Here is a 22,675-nt window from a genome sequence, read left to right on the forward strand (position 1 = left end):
AATTTACGGAGATTACGCCTTTTAACTAAAGGCCTAATCTTAGTAAGATAAAGATAGAGATAGATCAGAGAAAATACAGTAAAAAAAATTAAAAGAAACCAGAACATAAAATCAAAATTTTATGGTTTTACCCTGTTTTCCTCCCAGTATTTATAAATTTTAGTTTTTATTTCTTCTGGAAGAGGAACATAAGCAAGCCTCACTGCTATAGCATCGCCCTGTTTAAAGGCCCACTCAAAGAATTTAACCACCTCCTTATTAACCTCTTCTTTATCTTTAGATAAAAGGATATAGGTTAATCCTGTAATAGGCCAGGCTTTTTCTCCGGGTGCATTGGTAATCCAAGCATAAAAATGTTTCTTTGGGTCTAAGTCTGCAGACTTAGCCGCTTCTTTAAAGGATTCTTCAGAAGGGGCAACTACAGCCCCTGAGGCATTTTTTAAACTTACCATAGAAAGTTTATTCTGTAGAGCATAAGCATACTCTATGTATCCAATCGTATAAGGGGTCTTTTTTACATAGTTAGAAACTCCTTCATTTCCTTTAGCACCTACTCCCGTTTTCCAGCTTACAGAAGTGCCTGTACCTACCTCCTTCTTCCATTCAGTACATACCTGAGAAAGATAATGGGTAAATATGGCTGTAGTACCTGACCCATCAACCCTATAAACCACTAAAATTTCTTTATCTGGCAAAACCAAATCAGGGTTAAGTTTCTTTATCTCTGGATCGTTAAACTTTTTAATCTTACCTAAAAAGATATAGCATAAAGTCTTTCCATCTAAAACCAGACTTTTTTCTTTAATATCCGGAATATTCACTACTGGAACCACCCCTCCAATAACCGTAGGAAATTGAATAAGTTTGTTTTCTTCCACCTCTTTAGGAGTTAAAGGCTTGTCAGTAGCGCCAAAATCAACGGTTTTTTCGATAATCTGTCTTATACCCCCTCCAGAACCTATAGACTGATAATTTATTTTTACGCCCGTAAGCTTATAGTATTCGTTCGCCCAGTTAGCATAAAGAATGTAAGGGAAACTTGCCCCTGCTCCGTTAATGAATTTAGAGGGCTTAGAAGGCTTTTCCCCTCCTCCTTTACAACCATAAAAACCTAAAAGCACCACCCAAATTAAAAAAAATCCTAATAAGGATTTTATCTTCATAAATTTCCCCCCTGCATTTTTCTTTCATAAGCCTTAGTGATTTCAGAGAAGGTAAAAATCGACATAAATTCATATCCTCTTTCTTGTATCCTTTCTTTACCCCCTTCTTCTCGGTCAACCAACGCCATAACCTTTACTATCTTGATACCTTCCCTTTCCAAGACCTCTATAGCCTTTATTACAGACCCTCCGGTAGTAACCACATCTTCTACCAAAACAACCTCCATACCAGGCGAAACATTTCCCTCTATTTGTTTAGAGGTTCCATATTTTTTAGGTTCCTTCCTGATCAAAAGCCCTTCTAAAGGATAGTCTTCTTCCTGTGCCTTAGAGAGGATGGCACAAACTATAGGGTCAGCCCCTATACTCATACCTGCAACTCCATCAACTCCAAGAAACCTTATTTCTTGCCAAAAGGCACACCCTATTAACTCAAAGCTCTTAGAATAAAGGGTAACCTTCCTGCAGTCTAAATAATAAGGACTTTCTTTTCCGCTTGCTAAAACAAAAGGCTTATCTGGAGAATAAAGAAAGGCCCTTTCCAAAATAAATTCTAAAAGAGCATCCCTCTTGGCTTTTATACAGATTTCAATGACACTCTGCACTAAAGGATGAGCTTTCCCTAAAAACCTTCTTAGTTCCTTAAACGCTTTATCTTCAGAAGGAAGATTGTAATAAATCAAATTTTTAAGATGCTCGAAACTTTCTGGAGAAATATAAGTAAACTTTATACCAAAACCTTGCCCTGGAACTGTCCTAACAACTATTCCTTTGATAAAAATTTTTACTTCAGGGCTTAAAAACAATACCAATACTACTTCTTGATTCAGTTCAGGCCAAAAATCACTTTCTAAGAATACTCCTCCATAACTTATGTCTTTAATCTTTGCTGTGTAACTTCTGTTTCCTACCAGAAACTCCACATCTATTGGAATTGGAATGCGGGTAAATTGACGTTTTTCCATCAAAACCACCCCCACCTATGTCTTTTTTTCTTACAAGGCTTACATTCACATTCGGGCTTAACTACTTTACCTAAAAGATCTACCACTATATTCTTAGCTATGTCAAAACTTATAACCACTCTGGACGTATCGTTTTTAAGTAAAAAATTCCTCCCCCAGACCCTTAACACCTCAAACACATCTCCTTTTCTTAATCCCATTGCCTCAATTTTTTTTATTATAGCATCTTCTCCTAAAAAATCCTCTATCTTTACCTTATCACCACATTTAGCCTCTACCAATAACATAAGAAAAAAATCCCTCCTCTATTCCTTATACCTACAACGACTACATACCCCGAAAATTTCAAGATGGTAGGTCAGAGGGGAAAAAGAAATCTTTTTCATTTCCTTTTGTAAAAGCTCCTCCAATTTATTTTCTACCAGCTCTTCTACCTGGTTACACTTTATACAGATAAAATGTAAATGAGGCTTTTTTTTCAAGGTTACTTCATAATAAGAACGACCACTTTGTCTGTAAACTTCTTGAATATAACCCCCTTCTATCAAAAGAGGAATGGTTCTGTAAACTGAGGCCTTAGAAATTTTATGCCCTTTATTCTTTAAACTAAGATAGATATCTTCCACATCAAAATGACCCGAACAACTTAACACTTCTTTAAATATCTCTTCTCTCTCTGGAGTATATTTTAATCCCTTAGACTTGATGAACCTACGAAAACTTTCCACCTCTTCTAACATGAAACAAACTCCATTTAGCTTATTTGATTTTCAAATTCAATTAATTTAAATAATACTTACTCAAATCTAAAATGTCAAGTGTTCGCATTAGATCATAAAAATGTCCTTGAAATAAGGGTTGTTAGACCAAAAATCTGCCCCTGAAATTAAAATTTCCTCCCTGATACCTAAAATTTTAAGGCACAGGGAGGAAAAGTTAGTTGAAAAATTAGCCTCTCAATACAACCAAGCTAAATCAAAAAAGTTAAAGTTTTAAATTCTATCACAATTTTGCAACCTCACTCAACTCTCAAGAGAAACCGCTAAAAACGCTTCCAAATACCATAATCCTCCACCAAGAACTCATTAAAATTTACTGGGAAATCCTTCTTTGTCCCTTTTCCGAAAGACTTCATCCTGTTCTCCTTCTCACCATTGACTTCTTACTCAAAGAAGGACTTTTAAAATATTATTTTACTAATGTTATTAACAAAACTAAAACTATTTCCCTTGGAACTCTAAAAAGAATCCTTAGGAAATTTGAGAACTCAAGTCTTAAGAGAAAATATAAAGTTCAAGCCTTCATCTATCATAAAGTTTCGATTTTAGCTGATTTTGGAAAGTATGCTCAAGTGGAGTTAGGGTATAATGCGCATAGGGAGGAAAGAGGAGGGGATAAGGTTAGGAAGCTTGTAGGGTATTGGAGGTATGATACCGAGGATGAAGTTAATTTGGTGAACCAGATTTATGAGGTAGGAAAGAGCCCTTACCAGAGAATCATGGAGAGTTCATTAGTGCCCGAGGAAGTAAGAGAAGCTTTAAAGGAACATTATAATAAGTTCTACCTGGTAGAATTAAAAAGGAAACTTGATGAATTGCTTACCCAATTATTCGGAGGTAAAATGAAGGGGAAATCTTTTTCAGGGACAGAAAAATGATCTAACTAACCAACATTTCAAGGACATATATTTCTGATCTAACACAGCTTGGCTAACTGATTGAGGTGAACAGAAGATATTCTAATGTTAAGGGATTACGTCTGTAAGAAGGTTAAGGTAGCCATAGGGATAATAAAGGTTTTCTTCTGAGAGGTTGTGGGCCTTTAGGGCTTTTTTGACTTCAGGTAAAAAGGTTTGGGCCAGACTAACCAGATCTTTAATAAGAACACAGTATTGCATCGCTCTTTCAGGTGAGGTTTTAATAAGTACAGGGCATCTTCCACCACAGAAAAACTCTGCCTCACAGGTGTTACAGCCTAACCAGTCCTTATAAGAAACTAAGGATAAAAGTTTGTCCTGCAATTTTGATAAATCGAGATTTTTAATTTCATCTTTGCGAAAATCAGCTAAAATCAATTCTTCTCCCATGTCTACGCACGGGAGAATTTTCCCCGCAAGAACATCAAAACTTCTCATTTTTTCTACTCCACACCCAGTTTGGCCTCTTCTGATTCCTTTTAATAAAAAAAAGAAAAGCTCAGCTAACGGAAGTACTGGAAGAATTTTTCCTTGAAAAAGCCCAGCTACAAATCTTTCAAAAAGATAAGTCAGGTCTTTTAAGTAACCTTCTCTAAAACTAGAGAAATCTCTTATAGGACAATCTTTTTCTATCAAATGCCAAAAGAAAAAGTCAACCAGCCCCCTTTGATAAAGGTTAAAAAACTCCTCTAAGCAGTCTCTAAAGCTCATTTCTTCTCTTAAGGTAGACCACATAAGGACTTTTGTGGGGCAGTGAGATTTTAAAAACTCCAAACTTGCTTCAATCTGGTCTAATGAGGTCCCTTTCCTTACCCTTTCGTGCTGAACTTTTGTTCCATCGATAGAGATGATCAATAATTCTAACTGGCTGAAAAACTCTGGGTCCTTTTCTACAGCTTTTCTAAGGAGATTTCCGTTAGTGTAAAGAAAAAACTTTAGGTTTTTCTGTGGATAATAACTTTTTATTCTGTAAAAAATATCTTGGACTTTTTCAAAAACAAGAAGAGGTTCTCCTCCATAAAAGGCTATAAAGACAGGATTTCCGTTTGTTTGATCTAATAGCCAGTTTATCGCCTGAAAGGTTTTTTCTGGATCTTCCTCCCAAGAAGAGGCAAAAGCCCTCCTTTCACCATAGATTAACCCGTTTAAACAGCCTTCACAGCTTGCGTTGCATTTTCCAGTAACAGAAATGTGATAAATTGTAGGAAATGATTCTTTAAGAAAACTTTCTAATGTTATCATAGTTAACGTTAAATAACATTATTTGTTATAATAAATAATCAATTTTCACAAAAAGTCAAGGTTTAAAAGGGGGTGAGTGTAAAAAAGGGATGGGTCCTTTTAGTAGTTATGGGTAAAACTGGAGATAGAAATCTATTTTAGAAGCTCAAAATGGATATTAGTTAGACATCTTTAAGAGAGGGTTTTTGTATCAACTTTATCCAGGCCATTTATTTTTTGAGTTAATGATCTATCACCTTCTATAACCTTCTTTAGATCTAAATCTGCACCAAGCACCCCTATCAGTCTGTGTTTATCGTCGAAGATAGGACAGGAAATGGTAAGACAATAAGAATTGGTGGCTAAGGAGACATAGATATCTGAAATATAGGTATCAAGGCTTTCCTTTACGTTTATAAACCATGGTCTACTTGACCAGTTTTCTCCATATCCTGTTGAACCATAGGCTGCTCTGAAATCCCAACGAGCAATGTTGTCTGTAATCTGGATGCCCTGGTCGTTTGTGATGTAAAGAAGTTCAAATATTTCATGTTGTTGTATCAATCTCTTTAGATAGTTTTCCATGGTAGGTCTATGCATAGACCTTAGCTCAAACGAAGAAGCAGCTTCTTGAATTATTTCTTTTGCATAGTCGTAGAGGTCAACCCTGGCCTTTCCAACTGTTAAAATTTGCTCTTCTGATAAGGAGTGTAGCCTTTCTGAATAGGTTTTTAATGTTGAAGACGAATGAGTGGTTTTTTCGATAAGCTCAGAGAGTTTGGAGATGGTATTAGAAAGAGTAGCTGTGGTTCCGTCAAGGTTAGCTGAAATTTCATTTAGACTTTCTGCATTAAGAGTTAGTTCTTTAATAGGTTGATTAATTTCTTCTAACTTTTCTCGGTTTAAACAAACAAGGTTGTAGGTTCTTTGAACTTGATGGTCTATGGCGCACATTTTTTCTTTTATTTTTTCTATGGTGCCAAAAACTTCTTTTGCTTTTATGGTAACATCTTTGGTAGCTTCTGTGGTTGCCTGGGCTAACTCTCTCACCTCTTGAGCTATTACCGCAAATCCCTTACCATTTTGTCCTGCTCTTACAGCTTCTATAGAAGCATTTAGAGCTAAAATTTTGGTTTTATCAGCAATCTTGTTTATGGTTTTGGTAAGAGTGGATATAATCTCAACGGTATTATATATTTCTTTAGTGGCCTCAACAAGCTCATCTACAGCTTTTTTAACAAAAAGCATGCTCTGTTCTGTATCTTTAAAACTTCTTTTTATGTGTTCCACGTTTTCATTAACTATACCCACCCTTTTTAAGTTTTCCATAGAGGAAAAAGAAATTTGGCTGGCTGTTTCTTTTAAAGAGTTAACTTCCTTTTTAATGCTTTTAATCTCAAGGTTAAGTTCTTTGGTAACTTCATTAAGAATTTCTGATTCTTTATTGATTAAAGGCGCAAGTTCCACAAGGTTTAAGGCGTTTCTTATTATCTCTTTCATAAAATGATTGTTGTAAGGCTTTTTCCCATTTTTGTTTAAATCTTTACCCATTCTCCAGCTAACTAAAAACTTAAACATCCTCATCTCCTTTGAACTCTTCAATCGATGGTCTTATAGTAGATATTCAAATTTAATGCCAGAAAAATGTTTTGATTTTTTGAAGATTTAAAGATGGCTTAACTGTAGATTTTTGTAAAATTTTGTAATTTTTTGATAATTTTTTGGGATACTTGAAAAACAAGGTGAAGTAGGTGTGTTTATTTGGCTGACAGTAGGGGTAAGAAAGAGTTTTTGGCTAATACACTTTTAGCAGAGGATGATGGAGAGTTCAAGTGTGTCTTAGGAAGTGAAAAAGGTTTTAACGAAGCAGCATTAATGAAGCAGTAGACAGACAAGGTATTTTGATCTAACCCTGGGGTTAAACTTCTCTGCGGGTTAGGGCAAAATGTTTTTCTCTTTTTTTTCTTCTTTTTTCTACCTGTTTACTAAAAAACCAAAAGTCTTTTGGGATTAACCCTGAATAAAGGCTTGCATAAACCTCCCAAATGCGTTTTGTTGCCTCTTTCATACCATTCCATTCTAAAGTCATAGCAAGGGCTGATAGGTCTTTTAGACGGAGCTTTTTATCGAGTGGGGTTTTATACACCCTTACCCCGTCAAGGTCAAAAATCTTAAACCCTTCCTCATTTGTATGATAGAAATTATTAAACTTAGTATCTTTTATAAAAACACCCTTTTGATGAAGACCAAACAAAAACCTGACCAAATCTTCTAAAAGTCCTTCTCTTCCTAAGAAGTCCTTAAAACCTAAAAAGCCTTTTGGAAGGTAGGGGAAAACAATTCCTCCGTAAAAGGTCTCTTTTTTAAGAAACGCAACCTGAGGACTTTTCCAAAACAAAAACAACGGTTCGACTATAGGGACCTCTAATTTTTTAAAGGATTTTACTACCTCTAAATAACTTTTTACCCTGTTTTTTTTAAAAAACCTGGGGATAAACGCCTTAAGAAAAAAGTCTATTTTTCCGGAAGATTCCAAAGATATCAAAAAGTTTAGATGAGACGGAGTAATTTTATTAGGTTTAGCCAAAAAGGGGGCTGTTTTAAGCTGATTAAAAACCTCTTTAGCTTCTTCAGAAAAAAAGTAAAACCTAAAACTATTCCAGTTGGGAAATAAGGCAGTCCACATAACTATCCCAGGTTAGATGACTTACAGTTTGCGAAATCCTTTCTGGATCAAACCTAAGGCTCAAGGCCTTTAAAATTGCCTGCTTTAAGTCTTCTTTTGTTCGGTTTACCACAAATCCATTAAGTCCCTCCTTAACAAACTCACTTGTCCCATCATAAAAAGTGGTAACCACAGGAGTTCCCGTAGCTAAAGCTTCAAGCGTTGCCATGGCTCCAGGGTCATACCTCGTAGGAAGAACAAAAAGATCTGCCATACCATAGTATTTTTCTACTTCTTGAATTTTACCTAAAAAACGCACCCTTCTGGTTGAGACTCCTTCTCTCCCCACAACAAGTAACTTAACCCTTTCGGGAAGCTCTGGTAAAACCTCCATCAAAAGAGAAAGCCCTTTCCTTTTGGCATCATACCCCACAAAAAGAAGCAAAAAATCTTTTTCGTCAAAGCCTTTTTCTTTTCTATAAATTGTTTTTAGCTTTTTCAAAGATGGGTTAAATCTTTTAAAATCCATTCCCCTATGACAAACTACAGTTTTACTGTAGACCTCTGGATAAAACTGTTTGATCAACTCTTTGCCAAGACAAAAAAGAGAAACCACCTTTTTTGCGTTAATAAGTGCTTTTTTTTCAAGGGTTAGAAGGATTTTATATCTAAGGCTAAAACGTCTAAAAATTGAAGCTTTTTGTTGCTGTAAAAAGGCTATCAAAGGGTCGCAAAGGATAAAGAGGTCAGAAGGATAGGGATAGCGAAAAAAGCTTATGAGTTTATAAGAAGAAAGATTGGCAAGGATTTTTTTGGCTTGATAGATAAAAAAAAGATGTTTGGGTACTGACCCAAAGCCTTTCCATTTTACCTGATATAGCTCCAAATTTTTTAGGATCTCTTCTGGGAAAGATATGGTATGGGCAATTAGTCCTACCTTAAACCCTCGTTCTAAAAGCTTTAAGGCTACGTTTGCTGCGTGGGCCTCAGCCCCTCCGATTCCAAAACCTATTTTTGGCCTTAAAAGAATGATTTTTTTCATCCAAAAACGCTATAAAACATAAACTTTGATACCTGAGGATTCTAACCGTTGTTTTAAAACAAAGGTGTTTTCTTTAAATATCTCTCGTTCCAGGATAGCAAATTTATATCCTTTAGAAGTGATGTAGTTTACCACCTCATCCACAGGTTTTTTCCCAAGTTTAACATAAAAATCTCGCCATTCGATTGCGGGACACAGAGGAACTTTTTTGTAGTTTGAAACATAGAAAAGAATTCTTCCTTCTCTGGTAAAAACTAAATTTTTACAGGCTTTTTCCGAGCAAACCTTTAGTTCTTCCTCTGGAAGAGACCTTGCTATATCTAAGGCTACCTGTTTAATCCCTAATTTATCTACCCTTTCTGGCTGAAACACCTTAATACCTGAAAAAATTATGATATAGGCCATAAGAAGTCCTATAATCTTGGTAGAAGAAAGCCTAAATCTCCGTTCTAAAAAGGCTTTAACGTTAAGAATCCCTAATCCCACGATAGGGCTTACAAAATAGAGAAGGGGCAACATATATCTTTTTTCCATATACCATTTAGCAAAGGTAAAATACCAGAGTCCCACAAAATATCCCACTGAAACTACCAAAAAGTAGGTAGTTAAAGGGTTTTCCTTAAGAAAACTTCTTAAGTTTTTAAACCCTGCTAAAAATAAAAGAAAGATAGGGAAGTGTAGAGCAGGGATAAACTTATAAAAAAAAGTGGTTCCAAAGGCAATCAGCCAAAGGTTCTGTTTTAAAATGTCCCAGAAATAAGGAGAAGGCATAGGAATGTCTAAATACCTGAAGTTTTTTAACTCTTTTGCGAAGGGCTGTTCAAAGGGGTTTAAGCAAGAAAGCTTGCCCTTTAATTCAACCAAAAAAAACCCTTTATAAAAACTTACATAACCTATACCCACTAAAAGAAGGATAAAAGGTATTATAGAAAAGCTAACCAAGGTGTTTAAGGCTGATTTTTTGTCTTTTCCAAAGATAAAACAGAAAAGAAGGTACAAGAAAGTTAACCCTATGAGAAATACTCCTTCAATCCTTACCCAAGAAGATAAAACCCAGAAAAGATTGGCTAACACAAAAAGAATAACCTTTTTTTTGCTTGACTCCTGATAACCTTTTATAAAAAACCAGACTCCCAAAAGGACTAAAAAGGTAAAAAAAGACTCCCTCATCACCTCTGCAGACTCTTTTATCAAGGTTGGATTAAAGCTATAGGCTAATAAAACTAAATAAAGGATAGGAGCTTTAAAAACTCTTCTCATGATTGAATAAAGCAAAACCAAAGAAAGAGAGCTTGAGACAAAAGAAACCAACTTTCCTGCAACTTCCCAATCTCTAAAAAGATAATAAAACGGAACGATCGCAACTGAAAAGAGGTTAATTTCTTTGATCCTTGAAGAAAGGCCACAAAGGTCTAAAAGATTGAGATTGCCTGTAGCAAGGACCATCGCCTGATAAAGATAAAGGGGAGAATCGCGAGAAATAAGCTCTATCGACCAGAACTCGAAGGGTCTGAGGACAAATCCAACGAGTAAAACTACTATCCCGATTTTATCAATCCTGTCTTTCATACCCGCTATTTTAGCTTAATTTCAAGAAATTAAAATTATAGTTTTTTTCCTCTTTTTTTGGCTTTGAGTGTTCTTCTTCTGATTAACCAGACCTTGAGTTTTACTAAAAATTTTAGCAACCCTTTAGAAGACTGGTTAACCAGACCTAAATAATAAGATAGGAACTTCTCAAATAGGATCGGTCCGCTATTTCCAAAATACTCCTCAAAAGAATAGCCAAGCTGGCCTAAATCCTTAATTTGATAACTTAGGGGAATTTTGGGATCTTTGATAACCCTTGATACGTCTAAAAACCCTAAGTTTTGGCTATGTTCATCCCAGAAAAAATGGTTTAGATAACAATCTTGATGAAAAAAATTTTTTAAATGCATTCTTGAAATCAGCTCTGCAAGTCTGTAGAGTAAAAATTCTTGGTTTTGTTGGCTCTTTGGTATTAAACTTGAAAGGGGGACTCCTTTTAGGGCAAAGGTTGCTATTTCAACCTTATCGAAAGATTTGTGCCTGAAAAAAGGTTCAGGGACAGAAAACCCTAAAGTTTTTAGTTTTAAAAGATTTTCCCACTCAGCCTCTGCCTCCTCAAAGTGGGCAGTATAGATTTTGATATAAAATTTCTGTCCGTTTACCTCATAACCTTTGATTTGTCTGTAGCGTTTTTCTCGTTCAAAAAAAGGAGCGGGTAGGTTGAGTCTTAACAAATTAGGGTCGAAAATTTTATAAAAAAACGGCAAATGTGCATCAACAACTTCAAAATCAGAGATCTTTGAAACATACATGTTTAATATTTTATTCAATTTTCTTTAGAAGTTTCTAAAAATTTTTTAACTCCGGCTACGATTTTTTCGGGGTCTATCAATTTAACACAGGTTCTTATGTTGTTTTTACAAAAGCTAACGGTTTTAAAAACAAAACTACAAGGTGCGCAACTGAGGTTTTCCCTAACCCAAAATATTCTACTCTCTGTAGGATGTTGCTCAGAGATGTCTATGGGTCCCGGGATGTAAACAATAGGAATTTTTAAAGCATCTGCCATGTAGGTTATTCCTGTATCAACTCCTATAAAGACAGAAAGTCTTTCAAGTAGGGCTGGTAGTTCTCCTAAACTAAATCTTCCTGTCAAATCTAAAACTTTTTCTTTATTTTTAACCAGTTTTAATACCTCTTGTGCCTTAAGTTTATCTTGAGAGGATCCGATCAGAACGATATAACAATCTTTTTCTTGTAAAATTTTATTTATAACTTCTGCGATTTTTTCGTTTTCTAACTCCTTAAGTTTATTTCCACTACTAACTGATATTCCAACAAGTGGTTTGGTTATACCTTGTAAGACTTCTGTTACTTTTTTGTCTGCATCTGAAGTTTTATAAACTTCTTTAGAAAGGTTGTTGCTTTGGATTCCTATCTTTCCTAAAAGTTTTAAATAGGTTTCAACCACCAGCTGACCTGAAACATGCGGTTCTAAATAGGTATAAAATTTAGAGGCAAGGCGAAAGGTTAACCCGCAAAAATTAGGCAATATAGAAATCCTTGTAGGAACCAACCCCCATAAAAGACCTATGGTAAAAGGTAGGTTTGGATTAAGTGCTATACCTAAATCATATCCTCCTTTTTTTATATAATTGGCAAGTTTGATCTTACCTAAAAACCCTTTATAGTCCTTGGGTGAAAAAAAAACAACTTCATCGATGTAAGGATTATTTTCTGCAAGTTCTTTTACCATAGGATTAACCATTACAGTTAAACGAGACTCAGGATAGGCTTTTTTTATCTCTCTAAACACATGCGTAGTACAAATAAAATCCCCTATTTTTGCAGCCTGAATGACTAAAATGTTCTTGAACCCTTTGTTTCTATTCTTTAAACTGATAACCAACTGGATTAAAGGATAAAAAAGGTAACTTAACAATAGGTAAAGCATATCAATTTTACTTTTTTCCTAAAACTTCTGCGAAAACTTTTTCTACTCCCTCTACATATTTTTCAAGAGAAAAATTCTCCAAAACCCTTTTTCTTCCCTGTTCTCCTAGTTTTTTTCTCAACTGAGGATCCTTTATCAACAGCGAAATTTTTTCTGTAAATCCTTGAGGATTTTTAGGGGGAACAAGAAAACCTGTCTCTCCATCTACCACCAAACTAAGAACTCCAGGTATCTTTGAGGCCACAACCGGTTTCCCCATAAGCATAGATTCTAAAATAACACGAGGGAATCCCTCCCTTTCTGATGTCAACACAAACACATCAAAGGCGTTAATATACGAAATAGGGTCAGACTGAAAACCAGCAAAAATAATCTCTTTTTCTAAATTTCTCTCTCTAACCAATTTTATCAACTCTTCCTTTTCTGGGCCATCTCCTACTATAACTGCTTTAAAAGGTTCTTTGATTTGCTTTTTTAACAAAAACATTACCTCAATAAAATCATCTACTCTTTTTCTTTTACATAAAGTTCCAACTGTGCCTATAACGACATCTTTTTCAGAAATGCCTAAATTTTTTCTTATTTCGTTAGGAGGCATAGAAGGGTTTAAATGGATATCTATTCCATTGTAAACCACCACACATTTTTCTGAGAAAATACCATTTTCTACCAAAAAATCCCTTACTCCATCTGAAACACAGATTATTTTTTCTACCCAGAGGTTAGTTTGTTTGCTTAAAAATTTATTCAATTTAGGTATTGTTCTACAATGAAGCACAGCAGGAATATTTGTCATTTTTGCAGCTAAGATTCCTTCAAGATTGGTTGCAGGCTGATTGTTCATGTATATCAAGTCTATCTTTAAATCTTTTACAAGTTTTGCGATAATTTTGGCGTTAGGTTTTATGCGAAAGAAATAGTCTACCCAAAAAATTGCATATTTTCTTAATTTTTTATTGAAAAACAGAAGAACTCTCAAAAATTCCTTTATAAATTTGACTTTAAACGATTTAGGTTGTTGTGGCAACAAAATAAACTTTACCCCTAACTTTTCAAGCTCTTTTTGAACGTTAGATTCAACCCCTTTGTTATAGTTGTGATAAAACAAAGCAGTAAAATTATATTTTTTCTTGTCTATTCGTTTTAAAAGTTCGATTAAGGAAATAGTCCCTCCGCCCCATTCTTTTCCTGTATCAAGGATTAGAATTTTATGGCTCATTTCCTTTCAACTCGTTAGTTTTTATTCAAACTCAAAATTAAATATAGCTTGAAAAAAGTTTTTTAAAAGCCTCTGAAACAGTAAAAAACAGGGGTTGCAATTTTTTTAAATAGGTATTAACTAAAATTTAAAAAAGTTTAATCAAAGACTTCAAGGAGGGTTTATCATGATCATCATTATGGAACCTCATGTTACTCAAGAAAGCCCTGAGTTTCATTCCCTATTAAAATATCTCGAACGATTTCCTCACTTACAGATCAAGGTGATAGAAAACAAAGGGGTTACCCGTACGCTACTTGAAGTACACCTGATAGGAGAAGACTATATGGTGTCTCAGGAAGATATAGAAAGCTTACCAGGGGTTGAAAAAGCCATAAAAGTTACTGCTAAATATAGATTGATAGGAAGACATGGGGTTCTTACTGACTTTGGGTTCACCTATAAGGACTTAAATTTTAGCCAGGATTCCTTCCATATCTTTGCAGGGCTTTGTGCTGTAGATACTTATGAAAATGCTGAAGCTATTTTTAAAGCTTTAAAAGAAAACGGGGTGTGTTGTGCCCGAATGGGTGCTTATAAACCAAGAACCTCGCCTTATGATTTTCAGGGATTAGGAAAAGAATGTCTTCCCTGGCTGTTTGACTTAGCAGGAAAATATGGGATTAAAGTAATAGTGATGGAGGTGCTCTCTCCTCATCATATAGATGAAATCAGAGAAGCCCTGGACCTAACAGGCCATCCTTGTGGGGTTATCCTACAAATAGGGACAAGAAACGCCCAAAACTTTGAATTGTTAAAAGCTGTAGGTAGACAGTTAGATTTTCCTGTGCTTTACAAAAGAGGATATGGACTTTCTTTAGAGGAAAGCCTGAATGCCGCAGAATACATAGCCTCAGAAGGAAATACCAACATCATCTTTTGTCTAAGAGGGGTTAGAACTCATTTAGGAGACCCGCATAGAAACCTGGTAGATTTTGCCCATGTTCCTGTAGTCAAAAGACTTACCAGATTGCCTGTATGCATAGACCCATCTCATCCTATAGGTTCCAGGATAAAAGCCCCAGACGGTATAAGAGATATCTATCATATAACTGCACAGGGGGTAATTGCCGGAGCTAATGCCATCCTGGTAGAGTTTCATCCCTGCCCAGAAAAGGCTTTATGTGATGGGCCTCAGGCCTTGCCATTAGATGAGCTTCCTCTTTATCTTGAGTATGTATACAAAGTCAGAGAAACTTACTTGGAATTAAAGAAACTCGTTAATCAAAAAGGTGTTTAATACCTGGTTTTTACCCTCTTTTGACTGGATACAGATAGAAGTTTCAGGTCTGTGTAATGCACAATGTTTTTATTGTCCCCATACCGTCTGGCGAAAAGACTGGTTAGGGGCCAATTTAAGTTTAGCTACTTTTAAGAAACTCCTTCCTTATTTTAAAAAAACTAAACTTGTTTATCTACAGGGCTGGGGGGAACCCCTTCTTAATCCTGAGTTTTTTGAGATGGTAAGGCTGGCTAAAGCCCAGGGAGTTAAAGTAGGTTTTACCACAAATGGCACCTTAATAAACGAAGACCTTGCAGAAAAAATAGTGTTTTCTAAGGTTGACGTTTTAGCCCTTTCTTTAGCAGGGATAGAAACCAACGACCGTTTAAGAAAAGGAACTTCTCTTAATCAGGTTTTGAAAGCTATAGAAACCATAAACTCTGTTAAGACGTTAAAACAGCAAAATCCTCAAATTCATATAGCTTACATGCTTCTCAGATCAAACGAGTATGAACTGGAAAGATTACCTGAATTTTTGGCAGAATATGGTATAAGAGAAATCATAGTTAGCCTTCTTGATTTCGTCCCCTCTAAAGATTTAGAGGAGGAATGTCTTGCTCCTCAAACTGAAGAGGATTTTAACCTCCTTAAAAAGCGGGCTGAAAAAGTGGCTGAAAAAGCTAAATCCTTGGGCTTAAAGATGATTTTCAACCTACCGTCGCCTTGTTCTCAAGGAAGGGTATGTAGCGAAAACCCGATAAAAAGCCTTTTCATTAACTCCCTTGGAATGGTATCCCCATGCGTGTTTACAGGAATTCCAGTCAAACAAAAAACAAACGTCTATTTTGGTAACATCCATCAAGAAACCCTTAAGGCTATATGGAATAAACAGGAATATAAAGAGTTTCGAGAGGCTCATCTTTCTCGAGCTAAACCACCGGTTTGTGCAACCTGTCCCAAAGCAAGGATTGAGTTAGTCTTTTAATCCCTAAAGTAGTAAAATTAAAAAATAGAGGTAAAATAAAGTCCTTATGATTATATCCTTTTTGCCTACTTTTAAAGGTGATGTTAACTATTTTTTGTTCGAACCTTTAGATAAGGATTTTTTTGACCTTTTATCCAAAGCCAAGGCAGTGATCTTCCCTCCTACAGTTACTTCAGACCTTTATTTTTTGGTAAAAAATTCAGGTGTTCCTGTTTTTCCTGAATATACTTTAAGGTTTCAATATCCTGGGAAAATCGGACAAATTTTTATGTGTAAAAACCTAAGACTTCCTCATCCAGAGAGTGTGGTATTGCCAAGGCTTTGTGGATTAGAAGAAAACCCTTATCGCAAGGGAATAAAACTCAGCTTTCCTGTGGTGGTTAAAGGCAACTGGGGAGACGAGGGGACAGAGGTTTTTCTCTTAAAAACTAAAGAGGATTTTTACAACTTTTTACCTACGCTTAAGACTTGGGAGAGGTCTGGTAGATATGGGGTGGTCTTCCAGGAATACATACCTGAGGAGTTTGACGCAAGAAGTGTGGTTATTGGGGATACCATTTTGGTTTTCTTCAGGGCAGGAGGGTTTAAGAAAAACCTGGTGCAAGAAGGTACCATAATCCCTCCTCCTCAACGGGGGTTAAAAAGAAGGGTGGTTGAACTTACCAAAAGAATTATAGCCAAAACAAGATTTAATCTGGTAGCCATAGACTTTCTTTTTAAAGACAAAAAACCCCTGGTAAACGAATTTAATTTTACCTTTGGAAGGCGAGCTTTAGGAGAAAAACGCTACGAGACCTTACTCAAAAAAGCTATCAAAAAATTTTTAGAAGAAGTTTTATGAAAAATCATGAAAAAGTTTTTTATCAAAACCTTAGGATGTAAGGTAAACCAAGTAGAAAGTGCTTACATCGTAGAAAAACTCACAAAAAAAGGGTATATACTGACTGAAAAAGAGGAAGAAGCTGATTTTTTCATCCTTAATTCCTGTATAGTTACCGCAAGAGCAGAAGCTGAGGGAAGGAAGCTTATTAAAAGATGGAATAAGTTAAACCCCGATTTAATCATCGTTGCAGGTTGTTACCCTCAGGCTTATCCGGATAACCTTAAAGGTTGGGGAGAAAAGGCTCAGATTAAAAATCTTCTTCTCTTAGGGCAGAAAGAAAAATTAAAAATTGACATCTTTTTAGAAGAACTTCCTTTTTTAAAAGGCTATACCTTTTCTGAACCAAAGGTTTTTATCGAAGGTCTTTCTAAAGAAAAAGAAGTTGAGGCCCTTTTTATAGAAAGATACTTTTCTCGCTCAAGGGCCTTTATCAAAATTCAGGATGGGTGCGACCAATTTTGTAGTTATTGTATAGTTCCTTATTCAAGAGGAACGCCTCGGAGTTTGCCTTTAGAAAAGGTTTTAGCAGAAATCGAGAAAGTTTTGCTTGCTGGCTACGAAGAAATAGTACTTACAGGGATCCATCTTGGGCAGTGGGGAAAAGATCTGATGCCCAAACAGAATCTACCAGACCTACTTTGGGAAATAGAAAAACTCTTTGAGAAACAAAAAAAAGACCTGATTTTAAGGCTCTCTTCTTTAGAAGTAACAGAAATAACCCCTGAATTTTTAGAGTTTGCTAAAAGCAGTGCCTTTTTAGCCCCCCATTTTCATATCCCTCTACAGAGTGGTTCTGACAGAATCTTAGCCCTTATGAACAGACACTATACCGCTAAAGATTATTTAACTGTTTTAGAAAAACTCTATAATCTTTATCCCCAGGCAACCTTTGGAGCAGATGTAATCGTAGGATTTCCGTCAGAGGATGAATGGGATTTTCAAAAAACCAAAGAAGTGATAGAAAAATCTCCTTTAAACTGGCTCCATGTTTTCCCTTTTTCTCCAAGGCCTGGCACTCAAGCAGAAAAAATAACCCCAAAGGTCCCCCCTGAGATAATAAAATCTCGGGTAAACTTTTTAAAAAACTTAGGGAGCCAAAAAAGGGAAGTTTTTTTATCCCAAGAAGTGGGCCAAATTAGAAGGGCGGTGGTTGAGACCATCAAAGAAACTGAGGCTCAAGCCCTTTCAGAAAACTACATCTCCCATAAAATCATGTTACCTCAAGGTTTATGTTTAGCCAAAGGTAAAGTATTAAAGGTCAGGTTTATAGCTAAAGAAGGAGACTATTTATTAGGTGAAGTCTTATAAATCTTAATAAAAAGCAAGGTGTAATGAAAACCAGAGGCTAAGGTAAAAAAGATAACCAGCTGGCCAAACACAAAAATAAACGTAGGGTTTAACCGAAGGACCAGCAAATGGAAAAGATAGGTAAAGATAAACCCTATCTGTAAGGCAGTTGAAACCTTTCCTAAGTAGGTTGGTTGAAACTCTATCCTTTTTGAAGACCGTAAATAAAGATAAACAGCCCCAAGAAGAATACCTAAGTCTCTAATCAAAACGATGACAAAAAAATCAAAAGGTAGAAGACGATCATAATAAAGCAAGAAAAACATCACGTTTATAAACGTTTTATCTGCTATAGGGTCAAGGATCTTTCCCAGCTTGGTTTCCCAGTGAAAAGTCCTGGCAAGAAATCCATCTAAAGCATCGCTAAGTCCCCCTGTCAGAAGAAGAAGCAAAAACACATAAACCGGAAGATTTTTGGTCCATAAAATCGGAAAAACTATCGCAAGAATCAGTCGATAAAGGCTTAAAAGATTGGGAAGTTTTAGCATGTCTTTTAGCATCAGGTTCATAGATTTTAAATAATACCGTATTTTTAAAAACAATAAAGTTTTTAGACTTCGGAAATTTCAAGGATCTTTTCTATGTTAAAAACCCTTTCCTCACTTCGAAGTTTACAAAAAGCTCTTAGACCAAGGAAGGTTTTACCTTGATAACTCATCTCCTTCATTTCTAAAGGCACAATCCTTCTGCAAGTTTTTATGTTTGAACTTTTTAAATAAACAATTTCTATTTCTCTGTTTTGTTCTATAGCCTTTCTAATGGCTTCAATTTTTTCGTTTAAGCCAAGTTTTTCGCTTGCCTTGATATATTGAAAGTTTGTTAAAAATTTTACCACCTTTTTGTCTAACTTTATATGGCTCTTTTTAACAGGTTTAGTAAGCACGATCCCATCAAGACTAATCCCTCGAGAAAGAGCGACATATAACTGTCCATGGGCAAAGGTGCCTCTTTCTAAGTCTATTACGAGGTTTTTAAACGTTAGACCTTGACTTTTATGGATGGTTATCGCCCAGGCCAGTTTTAAAGGAAACTGGACAAAATGTCCTACAGATCTTACCTCTATTTTAGAAGAGGTTTTATCAAAATAATGTTCATATATATCCCATTTAAAAGGAGTTACCTCAACAAGATAGCCTCGCTGTAAATCTACTTCTATTAACTGCTCTTCAGGGTCTATGTATACCACCCTTCCTATGTCTCCGTTTACCCATCTACCTTGAGGGTCGTTGGCTACAAGCATTACCTGGGCACCTTCTTTAATCTTTAATTCTAACGGAGCTGGTAAATCCTCTGTTTCTATCTTACCGTGGATCTTGCCACAAAACTCAAAGGATTTGCCTGGAAGTCTTTCTAACCTGGTAAGGTTTATCTGTTCTGCTTTAGCGTTGGTGGTGGTAAGATAGACATATACCTCGTCTTCTTCAGGCTCAAAATTAGGTATTACCCTTTGATTAAGTATTTCTAAAGTTTCGTCTTTTAACATCCCGTTTCTTATCTGGTTTAAGATTTCGATAAAAGTCAAGTCAGTTTGACGATAGACCTTCTCAAACTCGATAAACTCAAAAGGGGTTTCTTTAAAGGCTTTAGAGGAGAAAAAATAAGGTGTTTCATAAAGATGGTTAAAGATTTCTTTTTCTTTTGAGGTAACCACCGGAGGTAGTTGGTACAGGTCTCCGATAAGCACCATCTGAACTCCGCCAAAGGGTTTCTTAGGGGAAGGGCCCCATCTTCTTAAAAAAGCCTCTATACAATCAAAAAGGTCTGCCCTTACCATAGAAATTTCGTCGATAATCAATGTGTTAAGGTGTTTATAAACCTCTCTTAGATCTTCGTTGGGTTGAAGCCGATATACCTTATCTAAGGTTATGTCTGGCCTAAAACCAAAAAACGAATGGATAGTTTGTCCCCTTACGTTAAGAGCCGCAACCCCAGTAGGAGCAAGGACTACCATAGACTTAGGAAGTTTTTTTATTAAATACCTAAGAAAGGTGGACTTGCCAGTCCCAGCACGACCGGTTATTAAAAGATTTTGATGAGAGTTGGCAACAAGTTCCCAGGCCTTTTTAAACTGTGGATTAAACTCAATATCCTTCATAATCCTTAGCCTTATTTTAACCTCTATATTCTAAAAATAAAACTCAGAATAGCCAACGGTTGCCATAAACTTAGATGGTGCTATTTTAAAAATACCTGATATTACCGATCTTAAGATTTGAAAAGAAAGTTATTTACCTGTAAAATTCTTTCATCGATGAATCAGATTGTTTTGATCGGTAGTACATAGGGAATTAACTAAAAAATTTAAGGCAAAACACGGTAATGGGTAAAAAGCTTTTTATAGTTGAATCTCCAACCAAGGTTAAAACTTTACAAAAGATTTTATCTTCAAAAGACTTTATCTTTAAAGCCACCTTTGGTCATATTAAAGACTTGCCTCCGAAAACCTTAGGAGTTGATTTAAACACCTTTCACCCTTCTTTTTATTATATAAGTTCAAAGAAAAAGATACTTTCAGACCTGAAAAAATTAGTCTCTAAAGTTGAAGAAGTTTATTTAGCTACCGACCCAGACCGAGAGGGAGAAGCCATAAGTTTTCACCTCTATGAATACCTAAGCTCTGTTAACAAAAACTTAATCTTTAAACGGGTAGACCTTATAGAAATTACTGAGTTCGGGGTAAAACAGGCCTTAAATTCTGTAAGAGACCTTGATAAAGGGCTTTACCTTGCTTACCAATCAAGAAGGGTCTTAGACCGTATCATAGGATATCTAATTTCTCCTAAACTTTCTAAAGCCCTTAACCTTCCTCTTTCAGCAGGAAGGGTTCAAAGTCCTGCTTTGAGGCTGATTGTTGAACGTGAAGAAGAGATAGAAAAATTTGTCCCTGAAACCAGTTTTTCCTTAAGGGTTAAGGTAAAAGATAAAAATAACAACGTTTACGAACTCGATTTATGGTTTAAAAAAGAGCTATATAAAGACAAAGACCCTAAAAAGTTAGAGGATTTTTTTTACCATTATTTAGCTGGTAAAACCCTTTCGTTAGACAACATAACCGAAAAAAAGGCTCTTAAACAACCTCCTTATCCTTTAAAAACTACCACCCTTATAGAGGCAGCAGGAAGTTCCTTAGGGTTTAGTCCCAAGGAGACGATGGCACTTGCTCAGGCTCTCTATGAAAAAGGATTGATCACTTATATGCGGACTGATTCGGTAAGGGTTAGTCCTGTAGCCAAAAAGGCTGCTAAGGATTTTATCCTTGCGAATTTCGGAGAAAAATATCTGGGAAAGGAAAGGAGAGTTAAAGCCTCTAAGTTTGAACAAGGTGCCCACGAATGCATAAGACCTACCAACCTTTTCCAAGAGCCCAAAAATTTAACCTCAAAAGAAAAGGCCCTTTATACGTTGATTAAAAACTTTTTCTTAGCAAGCCAAATGAGTCAGGCGGAATTTTTGGAGTTAACCTATGTTTTTGGAAAAGATCTTTTACCTAAAGGATGGTTTTTGGTTACCAAGCGTAAGACCTTGGTTTTTGAAGGATTTTTAAAGGTTTTAAAAGGAACAGAGAACTATGACCTACCTCTTGGGCTAAAAGAAGGAGACCAGCTCAAGGTGCTCTCTTTTGAAATAAGAGAACATAAGACCAAACCTCCTGAAAGATATACCCCCCACAGCTTAGTAAAAAAACTTGAAAGCTTAGGGATTGGAAGGCCTTCTACCTATGCAACCATCCTGGATGTGTTGTTTAAAAGGAACTACATAGAAAAAGAAGGAAAGTCACTTAAACCCACCCCATTAGGAAGATTGGTATGTCGCTTACTTTTAGAAGGAGCTAAAGTTTTTATGGACTATAAATATACCGCAGAGATGGAAGAAAAGCTTGACCTTGTTGCCAGGGGCGAAGCTACTTATGAAAGTGTAGTAAAAGAGGCCTATGAACTGATAAAGACCTGTCGTTTTCCTTCGAGGGTTTCCACATAGGGAGGATAAATTTTATTTTTAAACCTGCCTTGACAAAATAAAGAGAAAAGAGTAAATTTAAAAATATCATCTGGGCCGTTAGCTCAAACGGTAGAGCAATGGACTCTTAATCCATAGGTTGGAGGTTCGAGTCCTCCACGGCCCATTGATTTTCAGTCTACCTACCACACATCTACCACACATACCACATACATAGACTTATTATATCTATATACATAAAAAGTCAAGGACTATCAGAGAAATTGACTTAGTTCAGAATATTTGTAAAAGTCAAAAGAATTATTAGCTTGTGATTTTTTGATTCCTGTGGTAGAAATAAAAAGAGATATACTGTTTTAAAGACAAAATTTCATCATTCTTTGCACGATTGAGGTCTAATATATTTATAGGAAAAACCTAAAAAATTACTGAGGAGGGCAAGGTATGAGTAAAGGCAGAGAAGATGAGGTTTTAGACAAACTTTTGACGCTTTTGGAAGAGAGGCTTAAAGAAAAAGTAGAAAGAGTCACACGTACCACACGCTTACCGCACACAAAAGGCAAGAAAGTAAAAAAGGAGCCAAAGGTTGGATTCTATCTTCTTATGTCGCACAAACTATACGTGCAGTTGAAAAACTACGTTGAGGCAAACAAAAACGAAACGATGAGTCAGATTATCATTTCAGCACTAGAAAAAGAATTGAAAGAAAGATATTTAAAATTTTCTTCTAGAGTACATGAATAAAAACTATCAAAAAGGAAGAAACTTTGAGTACTACGTCAGGAAA

At 35.8% G+C, this 22,675-nt stretch carries 22 protein-coding genes and 1 tRNA gene; 9 read left to right on the forward strand and 14 right to left on the reverse strand.

Annotated elements, in window-relative coordinates:
• Nucleotides 1-119 precede the first annotated feature (119 nt).
• Genes pstS through PWP26_RS05565 form a run of 4 tightly spaced genes read right to left on the reverse strand, consistent with a single transcriptional unit; the run spans nt 120 to nt 2,868 of the window.
• Nucleotides 120-1,163, reverse strand: coding sequence for a phosphate ABC transporter substrate-binding protein PstS (gene pstS / locus PWP26_RS05550; RefSeq protein WP_301399163.1), 1,044 nt, complete (start codon nt 1,161-1,163; stop codon nt 120-122).
• Entirely contained in the window at nt 1,160-2,128 is a 969-nt protein-coding gene (gene pyrE, locus PWP26_RS05555) for an orotate phosphoribosyltransferase (protein WP_051754586.1), read from the reverse strand. Before pyrE ends, pstS begins: the two co-directional genes overlap by 4 nt.
• On the reverse strand, nt 2,128-2,415 hold the full coding sequence (locus PWP26_RS05560) for a FeoA family protein (RefSeq protein WP_081856507.1): 288 nt from the start codon (nt 2,413-2,415) through the stop codon (nt 2,128-2,130). The genes pyrE and PWP26_RS05560 overlap by 1 nt, the downstream gene beginning before the upstream one ends.
• 18 nt (nt 2,416-2,433) lie before the next feature.
• Nucleotides 2,434-2,868 (reverse strand): Fur family transcriptional regulator, encoded by a 435-nt coding sequence (locus tag PWP26_RS05565; RefSeq protein WP_038060522.1) that lies wholly within the window; start codon nt 2,866-2,868, stop codon nt 2,434-2,436.
• A 611-nt stretch (nt 2,869-3,479) separates the two neighbouring features.
• On the opposite strand from PWP26_RS05565, the gene PWP26_RS05570 reads away from it, so the two are divergent.
• Complete coding sequence (locus PWP26_RS05570) at nt 3,480-3,785, forward strand: hypothetical protein (RefSeq protein ID WP_038060523.1); 306 nt, start codon at nt 3,480-3,482, stop codon at nt 3,783-3,785.
• 87 nt (nt 3,786-3,872) lie between these two features.
• Here the strand turns inward: PWP26_RS05570 and PWP26_RS05575 are convergent, their stop codons facing one another.
• Together PWP26_RS05575 and PWP26_RS05580 are read right to left on the reverse strand one after the other, a co-directional pair.
• Nucleotides 3,873-5,066: a radical SAM protein gene (locus tag PWP26_RS05575; RefSeq protein WP_287568597.1), complete on the reverse strand. Its 1,194-nt coding sequence runs from the start codon at nt 5,064-5,066 to the stop codon at nt 3,873-3,875.
• A 171-nt stretch (nt 5,067-5,237) separates the two neighbouring features.
• Nucleotides 5,238-6,623 carry a methyl-accepting chemotaxis protein gene (locus PWP26_RS05580; RefSeq protein ID WP_301399167.1) on the reverse strand — a complete coding sequence of 462 codons (1,386 nt, stop codon included), beginning with the start codon at nt 6,621-6,623 and terminating at the stop codon, nt 5,238-5,240.
• A gap of 183 nt (nt 6,624-6,806) precedes the next feature.
• Between PWP26_RS05580 and PWP26_RS05585 the strand changes: the two genes are divergently transcribed.
• Nucleotides 6,807-6,932 carry a hypothetical protein gene (locus PWP26_RS05585; protein ID WP_268745241.1) on the forward strand — a complete coding sequence of 42 codons (126 nt, stop codon included), beginning with the start codon at nt 6,807-6,809 and terminating at the stop codon, nt 6,930-6,932.
• A 31-nt stretch (nt 6,933-6,963) separates the two neighbouring features.
• Here the strand turns inward: PWP26_RS05585 and PWP26_RS05590 are convergent, their stop codons facing one another.
• Genes PWP26_RS05590 through PWP26_RS05615 form a run of 6 tightly spaced genes read right to left on the reverse strand, consistent with a single transcriptional unit; the run spans nt 6,964 to nt 13,455 of the window.
• A complete protein-coding gene (locus PWP26_RS05590; protein ID WP_273018741.1) occupies nt 6,964-7,731 on the reverse strand; it encodes a hypothetical protein in 768 nt (255 codons plus the stop codon).
• A complete protein-coding gene (locus tag PWP26_RS05595; RefSeq protein WP_273010612.1) occupies nt 7,700-8,752 on the reverse strand; it encodes a glycosyltransferase family 4 protein in 1,053 nt (350 codons plus the stop codon). The genes PWP26_RS05590 and PWP26_RS05595 overlap by 32 nt, the downstream gene beginning before the upstream one ends.
• Before the next feature lie 9 nt (nt 8,753-8,761).
• Entirely contained in the window at nt 8,762-10,321 is a 1,560-nt protein-coding gene (locus PWP26_RS05600) for a glycosyltransferase family 39 protein (RefSeq protein ID WP_028841483.1), read from the reverse strand.
• Nucleotides 10,322-10,356: 35 nt separating this feature from the next.
• Nucleotides 10,357-11,094 carry a lipopolysaccharide kinase InaA family protein gene (locus PWP26_RS05605; RefSeq protein WP_301399170.1) on the reverse strand — a complete coding sequence of 246 codons (738 nt, stop codon included), beginning with the start codon at nt 11,092-11,094 and terminating at the stop codon, nt 10,357-10,359.
• 14 nt (nt 11,095-11,108) lie between these two features.
• The gene (locus PWP26_RS05610) at nt 11,109-12,236 is read right to left on the reverse strand and encodes a glycosyltransferase family 9 protein (RefSeq protein WP_273010613.1); all 1,128 of its coding nucleotides are present in this window, start codon (nt 12,234-12,236) and stop codon (nt 11,109-11,111) included.
• 7 nt (nt 12,237-12,243) lie between these two features.
• Complete coding sequence (locus PWP26_RS05615) at nt 12,244-13,455, reverse strand: glycosyltransferase family 4 protein (RefSeq protein ID WP_301399173.1); 1,212 nt, start codon at nt 13,453-13,455, stop codon at nt 12,244-12,246.
• Between the two features lie 166 nt (nt 13,456-13,621).
• On the opposite strand from PWP26_RS05615, the gene PWP26_RS05620 reads away from it, so the two are divergent.
• From PWP26_RS05620 to mtaB, 4 genes are all read left to right on the forward strand, one after another.
• On the forward strand, nt 13,622-14,734 hold the full coding sequence (locus PWP26_RS05620; RefSeq protein WP_301399175.1) for a 3-deoxy-7-phosphoheptulonate synthase: 1,113 nt from the start codon (nt 13,622-13,624) through the stop codon (nt 14,732-14,734).
• On the forward strand, nt 14,727-15,701 hold the full coding sequence (locus PWP26_RS05625) for a radical SAM protein (RefSeq protein WP_287568591.1): 975 nt from the start codon (nt 14,727-14,729) through the stop codon (nt 15,699-15,701). Before PWP26_RS05620 ends, PWP26_RS05625 begins: the two co-directional genes overlap by 8 nt.
• 94 nt (nt 15,702-15,795) lie before the next feature.
• Complete coding sequence (locus PWP26_RS05630) at nt 15,796-16,542, forward strand: RimK family alpha-L-glutamate ligase (RefSeq protein WP_301399178.1); 747 nt, start codon at nt 15,796-15,798, stop codon at nt 16,540-16,542.
• Nucleotides 16,543-16,548: 6 nt separating this feature from the next.
• On the forward strand, nt 16,549-17,892 hold the full coding sequence (gene mtaB / locus PWP26_RS05635) for a tRNA (N(6)-L-threonylcarbamoyladenosine(37)-C(2))-methylthiotransferase MtaB (RefSeq protein ID WP_038060540.1): 1,344 nt from the start codon (nt 16,549-16,551) through the stop codon (nt 17,890-17,892).
• Here mtaB and PWP26_RS05640 read toward each other — a convergent pair.
• The gene (locus PWP26_RS05640; protein WP_051754587.1) at nt 17,868-18,440 is read right to left on the reverse strand and encodes a CDP-alcohol phosphatidyltransferase family protein; all 573 of its coding nucleotides are present in this window, start codon (nt 18,438-18,440) and stop codon (nt 17,868-17,870) included. The two genes, mtaB and PWP26_RS05640, sit on opposite strands and share 25 nt — an antisense overlap.
• 41 nt (nt 18,441-18,481) lie before the next feature.
• A complete protein-coding gene (locus PWP26_RS05645; protein WP_301399181.1) occupies nt 18,482-20,026 on the reverse strand; it encodes an AAA family ATPase in 1,545 nt (514 codons plus the stop codon).
• Nucleotides 20,027-20,250: 224 nt separating this feature from the next.
• Between PWP26_RS05645 and topA the strand changes: the two genes are divergently transcribed.
• The 3 genes from topA (at nt 20,251) to PWP26_RS05660 (ending at nt 22,632) form a co-directional block, all read left to right on the forward strand.
• Nucleotides 20,251-21,909 carry a type I DNA topoisomerase gene (gene topA, locus PWP26_RS05650; protein ID WP_051754588.1) on the forward strand — a complete coding sequence of 553 codons (1,659 nt, stop codon included), beginning with the start codon at nt 20,251-20,253 and terminating at the stop codon, nt 21,907-21,909.
• Between the two features lie 72 nt (nt 21,910-21,981).
• A tRNA-Lys gene (locus tag PWP26_RS05655) sits at nt 21,982-22,054 on the forward strand.
• A 278-nt stretch (nt 22,055-22,332) separates the two neighbouring features.
• Complete coding sequence (locus PWP26_RS05660) at nt 22,333-22,632, forward strand: hypothetical protein (RefSeq protein ID WP_287568589.1); 300 nt, start codon at nt 22,333-22,335, stop codon at nt 22,630-22,632.
• Nucleotides 22,633-22,675 lie beyond the last annotated feature (43 nt).

The organism is Thermodesulfobacterium sp. (assembly GCF_030445475.1).
Classification (GTDB): domain Bacteria; phylum Desulfobacterota; class Thermodesulfobacteria; order Thermodesulfobacteriales; family Thermodesulfobacteriaceae; genus Thermodesulfobacterium; species Thermodesulfobacterium commune.

Excerpts from the sequence above, each read along its gene's own strand:
- PWP26_RS05560 (WP_081856507.1), bottom strand. The coding sequence starts at position 2,415 with ATGTTATTGGTAGAGGCTAAATGTGGTGATAAGGTAAAGATAGAGGAT.
- PWP26_RS05615 (WP_301399173.1), bottom strand. The coding sequence starts at position 13,455 with ATGAGCCATAAAATTCTAATCCTTGATACAGGAAAAGAATGGGGCGGA.
- PWP26_RS05590 (WP_273018741.1), bottom strand. The coding sequence starts at position 7,731 with ATGTGGACTGCCTTATTTCCCAACTGGAATAGTTTTAGGTTTTACTTT.
- PWP26_RS05580 (WP_301399167.1), bottom strand. The coding sequence starts at position 6,623 with ATGTTTAAGTTTTTAGTTAGCTGGAGAATGGGTAAAGATTTAAACAAA.
- PWP26_RS05595 (WP_273010612.1), bottom strand. The coding sequence starts at position 8,752 with ATGAAAAAAATCATTCTTTTAAGGCCAAAAATAGGTTTTGGAATCGGA.
- PWP26_RS05660 (WP_287568589.1), top strand. The coding sequence starts at position 22,333 with ATGAGTAAAGGCAGAGAAGATGAGGTTTTAGACAAACTTTTGACGCTT.
- PWP26_RS05610 (WP_273010613.1), bottom strand. The coding sequence starts at position 12,236 with ATGCTTTACCTATTGTTAAGTTACCTTTTTTATCCTTTAATCCAGTTG.
- pstS (WP_301399163.1), bottom strand. The coding sequence starts at position 1,163 with ATGAAGATAAAATCCTTATTAGGATTTTTTTTAATTTGGGTGGTGCTT.
- PWP26_RS05620 (WP_301399175.1), top strand. The coding sequence starts at position 13,622 with ATGATCATCATTATGGAACCTCATGTTACTCAAGAAAGCCCTGAGTTT.
- pyrE (WP_051754586.1), bottom strand. The coding sequence starts at position 2,128 with ATGGAAAAACGTCAATTTACCCGCATTCCAATTCCAATAGATGTGGAG.
- topA (WP_051754588.1), top strand. The coding sequence starts at position 20,251 with ATGGGTAAAAAGCTTTTTATAGTTGAATCTCCAACCAAGGTTAAAACT.
- mtaB (WP_038060540.1), top strand. The coding sequence starts at position 16,549 with ATGAAAAAGTTTTTTATCAAAACCTTAGGATGTAAGGTAAACCAAGTA.
- PWP26_RS05565 (WP_038060522.1), bottom strand. The coding sequence starts at position 2,868 with ATGTTAGAAGAGGTGGAAAGTTTTCGTAGGTTCATCAAGTCTAAGGGA.
- PWP26_RS05640 (WP_051754587.1), bottom strand. The coding sequence starts at position 18,440 with ATGAACCTGATGCTAAAAGACATGCTAAAACTTCCCAATCTTTTAAGC.
- PWP26_RS05605 (WP_301399170.1), bottom strand. The coding sequence starts at position 11,094 with ATGTATGTTTCAAAGATCTCTGATTTTGAAGTTGTTGATGCACATTTG.
- PWP26_RS05600 (WP_028841483.1), bottom strand. The coding sequence starts at position 10,321 with ATGAAAGACAGGATTGATAAAATCGGGATAGTAGTTTTACTCGTTGGA.
- PWP26_RS05575 (WP_287568597.1), bottom strand. The coding sequence starts at position 5,066 with ATGATAACATTAGAAAGTTTTCTTAAAGAATCATTTCCTACAATTTAT.
- PWP26_RS05645 (WP_301399181.1), bottom strand. The coding sequence starts at position 20,026 with ATGAAGGATATTGAGTTTAATCCACAGTTTAAAAAGGCCTGGGAACTT.